This is a genomic window from Lactobacillus sp. ESL0230 (assembly GCF_003692805.1).
Classification (GTDB): domain Bacteria; phylum Bacillota; class Bacilli; order Lactobacillales; family Lactobacillaceae; genus Lactobacillus; species Lactobacillus bombicola.
On sequence record NZ_REHI01000006.1, the window covers coordinates 810,422 to 821,745 of the forward strand.

Annotated in this window: 13 protein-coding genes; 3 read left to right on the forward strand and 10 right to left on the reverse strand. The window is 35.3% G+C overall.

Features of this window, described 5'->3' with window-relative positions; genetic code table 11:
- Positions 1-42 precede the first annotated feature (42 nt).
- Both pyrF and pyrE read left to right on the forward strand, forming a co-directional pair.
- Complete coding sequence (gene pyrF / locus F5ESL0230_RS05705; RefSeq protein ID WP_122021957.1) at positions 43-750, forward strand: orotidine-5'-phosphate decarboxylase; 708 nt, start codon at positions 43-45, stop codon at positions 748-750.
- The gene (pyrE, locus tag F5ESL0230_RS05710; RefSeq protein WP_122021958.1) at positions 750-1,385 is read left to right on the forward strand and encodes an orotate phosphoribosyltransferase; all 636 of its coding nucleotides are present in this window, start codon (positions 750-752) and stop codon (positions 1,383-1,385) included. Before pyrF ends, pyrE begins: the two co-directional genes overlap by 1 nt.
- Before the next feature lie 114 nt (positions 1,386-1,499).
- On the opposite strand, the gene glnA is transcribed toward pyrE, so the two are convergent.
- From glnA to F5ESL0230_RS05755, 9 genes are all read right to left on the reverse strand, one after another.
- Positions 1,500-2,837: a type I glutamate--ammonia ligase gene (gene glnA / locus F5ESL0230_RS05715; RefSeq protein ID WP_122021959.1), complete on the reverse strand. Its 1,338-nt coding sequence runs from the start codon at positions 2,835-2,837 to the stop codon at positions 1,500-1,502.
- 186 nt (positions 2,838-3,023) lie between these two features.
- A complete protein-coding gene (locus F5ESL0230_RS05720; protein WP_122021960.1) occupies positions 3,024-4,268 on the reverse strand; it encodes a methionine gamma-lyase family protein in 1,245 nt (414 codons plus the stop codon).
- Entirely contained in the window at positions 4,261-5,181 is a 921-nt protein-coding gene (gene miaA / locus F5ESL0230_RS05725; protein ID WP_122021961.1) for a tRNA (adenosine(37)-N6)-dimethylallyltransferase MiaA, read from the reverse strand. The genes F5ESL0230_RS05720 and miaA overlap by 8 nt, the downstream gene beginning before the upstream one ends.
- Positions 5,182-5,246: 65 nt before the next feature.
- Positions 5,247-5,651 carry a rhodanese-like domain-containing protein gene (locus tag F5ESL0230_RS05730; RefSeq protein ID WP_090092854.1) on the reverse strand — a complete coding sequence of 135 codons (405 nt, stop codon included), beginning with the start codon at positions 5,649-5,651 and terminating at the stop codon, positions 5,247-5,249.
- Between the two features lie 49 nt (positions 5,652-5,700).
- On the reverse strand, positions 5,701-5,919 hold the full coding sequence (locus F5ESL0230_RS05735) for a YqgQ family protein (protein WP_090092855.1): 219 nt from the start codon (positions 5,917-5,919) through the stop codon (positions 5,701-5,703).
- Positions 5,919-6,599: a rhomboid family intramembrane serine protease gene (locus F5ESL0230_RS05740; protein WP_122021962.1), complete on the reverse strand. Its 681-nt coding sequence runs from the start codon at positions 6,597-6,599 to the stop codon at positions 5,919-5,921. The genes F5ESL0230_RS05735 and F5ESL0230_RS05740 overlap by 1 nt, the downstream gene beginning before the upstream one ends.
- 18 nt (positions 6,600-6,617) lie before the next feature.
- Positions 6,618-7,181: a 5-formyltetrahydrofolate cyclo-ligase gene (locus tag F5ESL0230_RS05745; protein ID WP_122021963.1), complete on the reverse strand. Its 564-nt coding sequence runs from the start codon at positions 7,179-7,181 to the stop codon at positions 6,618-6,620.
- A gap of 53 nt (positions 7,182-7,234) precedes the next feature.
- The gene (gene rpmG, locus F5ESL0230_RS05750; RefSeq protein ID WP_090092858.1) at positions 7,235-7,384 is read right to left on the reverse strand and encodes a 50S ribosomal protein L33; all 150 of its coding nucleotides are present in this window, start codon (positions 7,382-7,384) and stop codon (positions 7,235-7,237) included.
- An 80-nt stretch (positions 7,385-7,464) separates the two neighbouring features.
- Positions 7,465-9,492, reverse strand: coding sequence for a penicillin-binding protein 2 (locus F5ESL0230_RS05755; protein WP_122022053.1), 2,028 nt, complete (start codon positions 9,490-9,492; stop codon positions 7,465-7,467).
- A gap of 309 nt (positions 9,493-9,801) precedes the next feature.
- On the opposite strand from F5ESL0230_RS05755, the gene F5ESL0230_RS05760 reads away from it, so the two are divergent.
- Entirely contained in the window at positions 9,802-10,716 is a 915-nt protein-coding gene (locus F5ESL0230_RS05760) for an N-acetylglucosamine kinase (RefSeq protein WP_122021964.1), read from the forward strand.
- A gap of 83 nt (positions 10,717-10,799) precedes the next feature.
- Here the strand turns inward: F5ESL0230_RS05760 and greA are convergent, their stop codons facing one another.
- A complete protein-coding gene (gene greA / locus F5ESL0230_RS05765; RefSeq protein WP_122021965.1) occupies positions 10,800-11,276 on the reverse strand; it encodes a transcription elongation factor GreA in 477 nt (158 codons plus the stop codon).
- Positions 11,277-11,324 lie beyond the last annotated feature (48 nt).

An 11,324-nucleotide genomic window follows, 5' to 3' on the forward strand; every position in this document is an offset into this window, starting at 1 on the left:
GCGCACTGTACCAAAATAGGCTTTTTTTGATGGAGGTTTGCAATGGAAAAAGCAGTATTTATTGCTTTAGATTACGATCGAGAAGAAGATGCTCAAAATTTACTTGTGAAATTAGGCTCAGCTGACAAAACTTATTTAAAGATTGGAATGGAACTTTTTTATCATTCTGGTTCGCATTTTGTTAAACAATTAGTGGAGCAAGGTTATCACATTTTTTTAGACTTAAAACTACATGATATTCCTAATACAGTTTATCATGCGGCTAAACAATTAGCTCAACTCGGTGTATTCTGTATTACTATTCATGCATTAGGCGGTAGTGAAATGATTATGGCGGCCAAAAAAGGGTTAGTTGCGGGCACACCTAAGGGTATGAAGCCACCCAAATTATTAGCAGTCACTGAGCTAACTTCAATTTCAGATGATATTTTACAAAATGAGCAGAACTGTTCTTTATCAATGACCAAACAAGTAGTTAGTCTCGCTCAAACAGCTAAAAAAGCCGGTGCTGATGGCGTCATTTGTTCTCCACTTGAAGTAACAAGCTTACAAAAAATTATTGGTACTGATTTTCTCTACGTAACGCCGGGAATTCGTTTAGCCAATAATCAAAATGGTGACCAAAAAAGGGTTGCTACGCCAAAGCAAGCCAAAGATTATGGCGCAAGTGCAATTGTAGTTGGCAGACCTATCACTACTGCTACAGATCCAGCGTCTATTTATCAAATCATTAAAAAGGAGTTTAACTGATGTACCAAGAAAAAATTATTACAAATTTAGTTGATCACAAAATTATTACTATTTCTCCTAATAAGCCTTTTACCTATGCTAGTGGGATGCTTTCACCGATATACACCGACCTACGTCTAACTGTCGCTTACCCCGACCTGCGCGATTGGATTGCTAGCGATTTAGCTGCCTTAATTAAAGAAAAGTATCCTGATGTTTCAATTATTGGTGGGGTTGCTACTGCAGGCATTCCACATGCTGCATGGGTAGCCAGCAAACTTAATTTACCAATGATTTACGTTCGCCCAAAACCCAAAGACCATGGAAAGGGAAAACAAATCGAGGGAATTTTTACTACTAATGATAAAATTGTTTTAATTGACGATTTAATTACTACCGGTGGTTCAGTGTTAAACGCTGTCGCCGCTACTAAAAAAGAAGGTGGCAATGTTCTAGGGGTTGCATCAATTTTCACCTATTTTTTGAATGATACTAAGAAAAACTTTAACGATGCTGCAGTTGATTTTATATCATTATTAACATACCCCGAATTATTAAAGAAAGAAAAAGAATTAAATTATATAACTGCTTCTGAATATGATGCCCTAAAAAGTTGGCATCAAGACCCATGGAAATGGGGAGAAAAATTTAATTAGCCAATTTAATACCTCATTTTTGGGTAACAATAGCTTTAACAGTAAAAAATAATAAAAAGCAACGAATTACTTTTGTAATTCGTTGCTTTTTAAATATTATTAACCACTAAAGGCTTAATAACCCATATACCGATTTCTTTCCCAATCAGAAACAGTTTGTGTATATTGCGACCATTCTAATTCTTTAGAACTAATAAAACTTTGTGTCAAATGATCACCCAAAGCAGCTTGAATCAGCTGATCGTCCTTAAACGCTTTAAGCGCATTGTGTAATGTAGAAGGTAAAGGTTTAATTCCTAATTCATCTCGTTGCTGTTGACTTAATTCAAATAAATTGCAATCAACAGGATCCATTGGCATTTTTTCCGCTTTAATACCTGATAGTCCCGCACTTAAACACGCTGCTAAAAGCAAATATGGATTAGCAGTTGGATCAGCCGAACGCATTTCTAAACGAGTATTAATTTCTTCTGCCGAAGGTACCCTTACCATTGGTGAGCGATTTTTAGAAGCCCAAGATATGTAAACAGGTGCCTCATAACCCGGAATTAATCTCTTATATGAATTAACAGTTGGATTACCTACAGCAGTAATAGCTCGCGCATGCTCTAAAATTCCATTTAAAAAGTAAAGTGCTGTATTTGATAAATGGAATTTATTATTATTATCATAAAAAGCATTCTTATTGCCCTTAAATAAAGACATATTAGTATGCATTCCATTACCTGCTTCACCTTGAAGTGGCTTTGCCATAAATGTTGCATATAAACCGTGCTTTTTAGCAATTTCACGGACAATCATTTTAAACATTTGCACACGGTCTGCAGTCGTTAAAGCATCATCAAATTTAAAATCAATTTCTTGTTGTCCCACGCCAACTTCATGGTGGGCAGCTTCAACTTCAAAACCAATGCTTTCTAACGTTTCAACAATATCTCTACGGCAACTGGCACTTTCATCATTAGAAGTCAAATCAAAGTACGAGGCATGATCAGGAACTTCCGTAGTCCAATTTCCATTACTGTCAAGTTTAAGTAAATGAAATTCTGCTTCAAAGCCAATATCAAACGCTGAAAAGCCCATCTCTTTCATTTCATTAAGGACACGTTTCAAATTATTACGCGGATCACCAGTAAATGGCTGACCATCGGTTGTATGAACAGAGCAAATTAGGCTACCGATCTTTCCGCCTCGACTGTCAGTCCACGGTAAAACTGACCACGTTGAAAAATCAGGATATAAAACCATATCACTTTCTTCTAACCGAACAAAGCCATCAATTGAAGAACCATCAAAACGAATATCATTTTCTAAGACTTTTTCAAGTTGACTATTTGGAACTTCAACTGCTTTTAACGTTCCATTAATGTCAGTAAACATTAATCGTAAAAATCGAACATCGTTATCAGCGACACTTTTTCTAATATCATCTTCTGAAATCTTATTTGTCATGCTTTTCCCCTAAAAATATAAACCACTAACAATTGGTATAGTTTACAAAAGTCCTTGACCTTTATACTAAACTTTGATTAATAGATTAACAAATCATTAGATAAAAGTCAAAATGGTATAACTATTTTGAGATAAATTTTATCAAAGCTTTACTTCTGACTTACTTTAATTACTGATTAAAAATTATTAATTAAAAAATAATTCATTTACGGCATTGGTAATTGCTAGTTTAACATGCGCATATGTCAATCCACCTTGCATATAAATTGCATACGGTGGTCGAATTGGTCCATCTCCGGAAAATTCAATACTGGCACCCTCAATAAATGAGCCGTCGGCCATAATAACCTTATCTTCATAGCCGGCATCATTACTCGGAACTGGATCAACAAAAGAATTAATGGGGGAATTTGACTGAATAATCTTAGCAAAATTAATCATTTTTTCTTGATCATTAAAAATTACAGCTTGAATTAAATCCGTCCGCTCAGCATTCCATTTAGGTGAAACTGCAAGCCCCATTCGTTCTAATATCGCTGAAGTATAAATAGCACCCTTAATGGCATTGCCAGTTACGCTTGGTGCAATAAATAGGCCTTCAAAATAGTCAAGATTATTATTTAGACTTGCACCTTCAAAGCGGCCAATTCCGCCAGCTGTTAAACGATGAGCCGCATTTTCAATTAATTCATGTTTACCTACAATATAACCACCGACTTTTGCCAAGCCGCCACCAGCATTTTTAATCAATGAACCAGCCATTAAATCTGCCCCATATTCAGTTGGTTCATGCTTTTGGGAAAACTCCCCATAACAATTATCAATAAAAATAATACTGTTAGGACTTGCTGCCCGAATCATCGTAATCATCGGCCTAATTTTTTCAACGGTAAAGCTTTGGCGCGTATCATAACCACGTGAACGTTGAATCACGACCATTTTAGGTTGATGAGCAGTTAACAATTTTTCACATGCTGCAAAATCAACTTCACCGTTTTTTAAATCAACATGAGAAAATTTAACACCATATGACATTAAACTCCCACGCCCATCGCCAGCAATGCCAATCACCTGTTGCAGTGTATCGTATGGCATTCCAGTTATATAGGTTAGTTCATCCCCAGGTAACAAGTTACCTGCCATAGCTGTGGCCAAGGTATGCGTGCCCGAAACAAATTGTGAACGAACTAGAGCATCTTCTGTGCCAAAAATTTCTGCATACATGCGGTCAAGTTTATCTCTACCACTGTCATCAGAACCATAGCCAGTACTGCCAATTAGGTCAGCTTCAGCAACCTCTTCCTTTTTAAAAGCTTGTAATACCTTATTCTGATTGCAGAGTATAATATCATCAATCTTTGCTAATTGTGGTGCAATCTGCAGATCAATTTCACTAACAAGATGCTGTAATTCTTTGGGCCAATTATTCATTTAACCATGCCTCTACTTTCTGTTTAATTTCTTTTGTACAATTATTGTTTTTTAATGGGTCTACCCAATTAACTGGTAATTGATGGCGAAAATAGGTCAACTGTCTTTTAGCATAACGTCTTGAAGCAGTTTTTAAATCAACTACACATTCTGCCAATTTTTTTTCACCGGTAAAATAAGGAAAAAATTCTTTGTACCCGATTGCCTGCAATACTTGATATTCCTGCTCTCTATTTTGAAAAATAAATTCTGCTTCTTTAAGTAAACCTTGCTCCATCATCTGGTCAACCCGCAGATTAATTCGCCGATATATTTCTTGACGATCCGCATTTAAACCAATTATTAAATAATTATAGCGTGGCGGGATTTCTTCTTGCTGCTGTGAAAATTTTTTCCCCGTTCGCTCAATTACCGTCAAGGCACGTAACACACGCCGTGAATTATTGGGTGAAATTTTACAAGCAGCTGCAAAATCTTGAGCAGCTAGTTGTTGCCAAAGTTGTGCAGCCCCATTTTGCTTTAAATACATATTCCATTTTTCAGCGATTGCACTTTCTTGGCTATTTTTTTCGCCAAGCTGCATTTGGTTAAGAAAAGCATTAACATAAAAGCCCGTTCCCCCTACAAGGATTGGCAATTTGTTTTTTTTAGTAATTTCTTGAGCGGCATTTTTAGCATCATGAACAAAATCAACGACTGAATACGGTGCAAAAATTGATTGTGTATCAACTAAATAATGTTTAACAGCTTGTCTTTCTGAATAAGTTGGTTTAGCTGTTCCGACTGCAACTTCTTGATAGACTTGCATTGAATCGCCAGAAATAATTTCACCAGACAGCTCTTGCGCCAAAGAGATTGCCATACTAGTTTTACCAATAGCAGTTGGTCCAACAATTGCTAATATTTTTTGCATTTTCACTTTCCTTAATATTATATAGAAAAAAACACGTTTGAATAGTCACAAACATGTTTTTAAAATTAGTATTTAGCGGACTTAGTTCTGCCATTCCATTCATCAAAGCCATTTTTTAACCATTTGATTTTTGAAAAATTATTTTTTTGTAAAAACCTAGCAGCCCGCAAGGTAACCGAAACGGAATCAGAATATAAGTACACAGGTAAATCAGTCCTTAATTCAGCATATTGGTACTTTAACATTGTATACGGAATATTTCTGGCACCATCAATATGCTTTCTTTTGAAGGGCTCTTTTTCACGTAAATCAACGATTTGAGCTTTTCGCATTCCTTGTTTAAATTCATCGTTTGACAAGTCGCCATTACCTAGACGCTTAGCTTGAACTTTATTCCACAGCCATACAAATACAAAAGCAAGTATAATTACAACTAAAACAATGTCTATAATAATCAATAGAGTTGACATAAATTATTCTCTCCTCTAACTTTTATAAATAATATACTCCTAAATTCAGTTAAGAGCTATGTTTATCCTTTTCTATTTGCTCTTCATACTCATGTTCATGACGCAAAATCATTTTAGCTATTAGATAGTCGTGTTGGCTAATTAAATGAGAACGATTAATGTTATCAAGTTCAAGTGCCATTAACTCAATATCCCATATCCGTTTACCAACATGAACAAGCACACCATATTTTTTTAAAAGTTGTTGTACATCGTATAGAGTTTTCATTATATTTTTATAATCATACCTGTTCTAATAGTTGCTAGTACATAGATAAGTAATAAGCAACTAGCAATTGCACGCCATTTAAAGGAATAACGCTTCATTGTCTTATCACCAATAATTATTGCAAGTAAAAAGCCAGCAATAAAGCCGCCAATATGACCCTGAATATCAATATTTGGTACAAATAAATCTAAGCCAATATTAATTAAGGCAAGCCAAAATGACTGCTTACCAAGATAAGTAAGAATTGGATTGGTTCGATTTCGCAAGGCGATTGCAGTCATGGCACCAAAAATTCCAAATAAGGCAGTAGATGCTCCTGCACTGATTGCTTGATCACTGCCCAAGGCTAAACTTAATAAATTACCACCTACGCCAGATAATATATATAAAATCAAAAAACGCCAATGTCCAATAATTTCTTCCAAATACATGCCTAAATAATAGATCATTACAGCATTAGAAATAAGGTGCATCATCCCGATATGCAAAAATTGAGCAGTAAGCAGGCGCCACCACTGTCCCGCAGCAACAATCGCATAATTATTCATTGCCCCCATTTTGACAAGTACATATGTGCTTTCTGAACCACCCAAAGCCACTTCAATTATATAAACAAGTAGCAGCGCTATTAATATTAGCACCGTCATATAGCAATTACGCAAATTCTGTCTTTGATTCATTATAACCTCTAATTATTTTCAAATTTCATGTGGTGTAATAATAATTTTTAGCGGGATATCGGTTTTTTCAGCTTGCCAACTCATATGCGCAAAAATCATTTTTGTATTAGCAAGAGCAATAGTTGGTGTATGGGGATGTTTAGCTAAAAAACGATCATAATAGCCACCACCAAAACCAATCCTCTGTTTTGAATCGAGGGCAAAGGCAACACCTGGAACAATAATCAAATCAAGTTCATTATTGACTTTAGCATTAGTATCTACTACTTCCTCAACACCAAACTTTGATCTAGCAACCTTACTATTGTAATTATAGGCGACAAAATCTTGCGTATGTTCACGATTATTATATGAACGAGCTAAATAAACCTCCTTGCCTTGTTCCCATAAATTAGCTATCAAGTTAGATGTATCGACTTCATATGGCAAAGACGAAGTAACACCGATTCTTTGGCTATGTTGTAATAATTTTAAATTCATTAATTTTTCAAGCAAAATTAAATCATCAAGCTCTTTTGCTGCAGTAGCTGCATAATTTTTCAAACACTCAATTTGTTTTTGTCGAAGTTCTTTTTTATTCATAATCATTTCATACAAAAAATAGCAGGAGCATAGGCCCTTGCTATATTAGTTTATTACTTAGTTTCACGATGAAGAGTTGCCTGTCTTTCAACTGGGCAATACTTCTTCAAACTTAAACGTTCCGGATGCTTACGCTTGTTTTTCTTAGATAAGTAACTTCTATCGCCACATTCGGTGCATTCCAAAATGATGTTATCTGCCATTTCTTTCACCACCTAAATTTATTCTGACTGAATTAGTTTAGCATTTTCCACAACTTTTTGCCAGTATTATTTATTAATTTCTATTTTTTATGTAACTTAAAATAATCTTCAACCATTGCTTTAGTCATTTGTAGGGTATAGGAACCCTCTAAATCAGGGTCAAGTCCAGGAAAAATAACTGCTGTGGCAATTTCAGGTTTATCTGACGGAGCATAACCAACAAAGGTAGCATTAACTAATTCAGGTGGATTCTTTTGCCGCGGATGCTCTGGATCAAAATAAAAAGTTTGAGCTGTTCCCGACTTACCTGAAATAGCTGGCTTGACATCCTTTAACTTATGCGCTGTTCCCCAGGAATTGGTTCCATGAACAACCCGCCACATTCCCTGCCGAACAACATCTAGCTCATCAGTTGTCCAAGGAATCCGTAATTGAACATTAGGCTTTTTATTATAGTCGACATAGACCCTTTTGCCATCATTAGCTGTATGCCCAATTGACTGTACAACATAAGGCTGTATCCGATAACCTCCATTAGCAATGGTGGAAATATATTGCACCATTTGGATAGGAGTATAAGCATCGTAATTACCATAAGACAAGTCTAAAACTGAACCGGACAAAATTTGACCTTGTTCATTAAATGACCGGCCTTGAATACCAGCAATTTCTCCTGGTAAATCAACGCCAGTCTTTTGCCCCAACCCAAACATATTGAAATTATGACGCAAAGTATCAAAAGCCGTTGCTGGCATACTAATTTTTGTCTTGGGTACATAGTCAGCATGAATCCAATTCATAGCCAGATGCATCATATAAATATTACTAGAAACTTCAAGTGCTGTTGCAGCATCAAGTGCCCCAAATGTTCCAACTGGATACACTGATTTTTTAATTGGCGTACCTGGTAAATAGACTGGCGTATCGGGTAAAGTATTATTGGTAGGCGTAATTACTTTATTGATTAAACCGCCACCAACCATCGCTCCTTTAACCACTGACCCCATAACAAAAGACTGATTAATAACACCTAATGCATTGTTCGTCGTCTTATTTTTATTGGGATCTCTACTAATACCAGCGATCGCTAACAATGCACCAGTTTTAGGATTCATTGCTACTGCATAGGCACCATTTGAATAATGTGCTGCACCAGAAGCTAGAGCTGAAGCATAAATTTGCTCAAGTGATTTTTGTACTTCTTTTTGGTACTTAGCATCTAGTGTAAGAATTAAACTTGAACCAGCTTGACCTGAATAAACTGATTTGGATTGTTCAATTCCACCAGCTGTTTTGGTCCAAATCTTACTGGTTGCCTTAGTTCCCCTTAAAAGTGGTTCATATTCTTCTTCTAAATATGATGTTCCTACACGATCATTGCGTGAATAGCCGTTAGTCAAATAATATTGTAAGTTGTCACTAGGTAAGCCAGCTTTTTCAGTAGAAACTGAACCAATAATACTTCTAATAGATGAGCCGTTAGGATAAGATCTTTGCCAATCAGTACCAATTCCGACCCCAGGCAATTCTGAAAGATGCTCACCTATTTCAGCTATTTCCTTATCGGTTAAATCATTATTTTTGATATAAATTGTTGATAAGGTATAGGCGCCAGAAATTTTATTGAAAATTATTGCCGCGGTTTTTTGCCGTTCAGTTAGCTTAATATGTTCTTTTAGTACTTGACTTTTGATTCGCGCGTTAATGAGATTATCATCTTGTGTTTCACGAATAGATTTAGGTACTTTAGCCGCCTCTTGGGTACTATTTTTTTTATTAGCTAAATAGTAATCAACAACCTGCTGACTAGTGGGCTTTTCATCCTTTATTTGTAAGTACTGGCTAAGTAAATTAGAAATTTTATATATATCATCAGCCGTTGTAGAGACACTTTTAGTATAAGTAATTGCATTTTTAGCCTTGTTACCAACCAAGACACGTCCTTTATTATCATACATGACACCTCTTGGGACTTGACTAGAAACTACCGCGGAATTAGATTTTTGAACTTCTGCCTTAAAGCGGGAGCCATAACCTATCTGCAAATATGCTAGTTGTCCAACCAAAGTAGCAAAAAGAATAAAAATAATTCCTAAAATTAGCTTCATTCTAATTGGTGTTGAAGACTGCTTTTTCGAGTTTGTAGTTTCTCGATTTTTTTTAGAAAATTTCACTTAATTAAAACCTCACTAAACTAGCGTAATTCTATCAAAAAAAAAGCTATAATTCTATCTATTCCCTCTATCTTTGCTAATATTTTAACAAATAAACAAGCTTTAACTATTATAAGTTGTTACTTTTATTCAAAATTAAGTCATTTTTATGAATGAAACGTTTTCAAAAAACTTCTTTAATTATAGTTTTTGTAATAAAATTAATAGATGAAAGATTAAAATTTTAGATAAAGGAAGATTAAGATGATACTTAAATACCAAATTGGGGTTGATGCTGGTGGCACACATACAACTGCTATTGCATACGATGAAAAAGGAGCCGAACTAAAACGAATAGAATCAGGTCCTGGACAAATTAATACCGATTATACCAGAGGAATTGAAAATATAACTAATGCAATTAACCAATTAATTAACCAAATTAATGGTGATTGCCAACGAATTTTATGTGGAATTGCTGGCTTGTCAGTAATTGGACGGGCAACTGAAGTCGCCGGCGAAATTTCAGCAAAAGTTAGTAATTTACCAGTTAGAGCTATAACTGATTCTTTACTTGCTCTTTATAACGGTCTTGAAGGTGATGATGGCGGATTGGTAATCGCTGGCACAGGCTCAGTTTTTAATGGATTACAAAATGGACATATCATTACTACTGGCGGTTATGGTGCAATTTTAGGTGATGAGGGTTCTGGATATGCCATTGCTCTTTCTGCATTCAAACAGGCCCTATTAAGCTGGGATAAACGCGAAAATAACCAATTAATTGACCTGTTTAACCAACTCTTTCATGTAGATAATTTAGTTGATGCAACTGCTAAATTTTATAAATTGAGTAATCCAGAAATTGCAGCAATGGCCGTTAGTGTAGCACAACTTGCAGATGCAGGAGATACAAATGCAATAGCTGTTATTAAAGAACAAGCAGAATTACTTGCCCGAGATATTATTATTGGAATTGATCGTTATGTTGAACCCAAACCAATGAAAGTTGCTTTGACTGGTTCAGTTTTAGCCAACAATAAAATGCTACGTGATTTTTTAGAAGATAAGGTTCACACTAAATATCCTGATATAATTTTTTCTATTTCAAATGGCGAAAATGCGCGCGGAGTAATATTTGATAAAAGTAAAGATTATCGCTACTTTTCTAATCATTGATTACCTTAAGAAAAAAAGACTAAAATGTTAACATTTTAGTCTTTTTTACTTAATTTTAAAATTAGCCGAATATAATTGATAAACTAATCTTCTACTTTATCAATTATAGCGTCAAATTTACCACCTGGTGTAGCAATTGTAACTTTTTGACCCTTTTTTTTGCCTAAAATTGCTTGAGCAATTGGTGAATCGTTAGAAATCTTCCCATTTAATGGGTCAGATTCATCACTACCAACAATTGTATAGGTTTCTGAATCATTTTCTCCTACTTCAGTGTAAGTAACTGTCTTACCGACAGCAACTTCATCAGGGTCAGTCGAGGTCGCATCAACCACTTGCGCGTATTTTAACATTTCTTCGACCACATTAATTCGGTCTTCCAGATGACTTTGCTCGTCTTTTGCTGCATCATATTCTGAGTTTTCAGATAAATCACCATAAGAACGAGCAACTTTAATACGCTCAATTACTTCCGGACGCTTAACTACTTTTAAATTTTTCAATTCTGCTTCAAGCTTTTCTTTTCCTTCAGCAGTCATCGGATATGATTTCTCAGGCATAAAATTTTCTACTCCTTAAAGTTAAAATCTTTTTTCGCACGGGTTTAT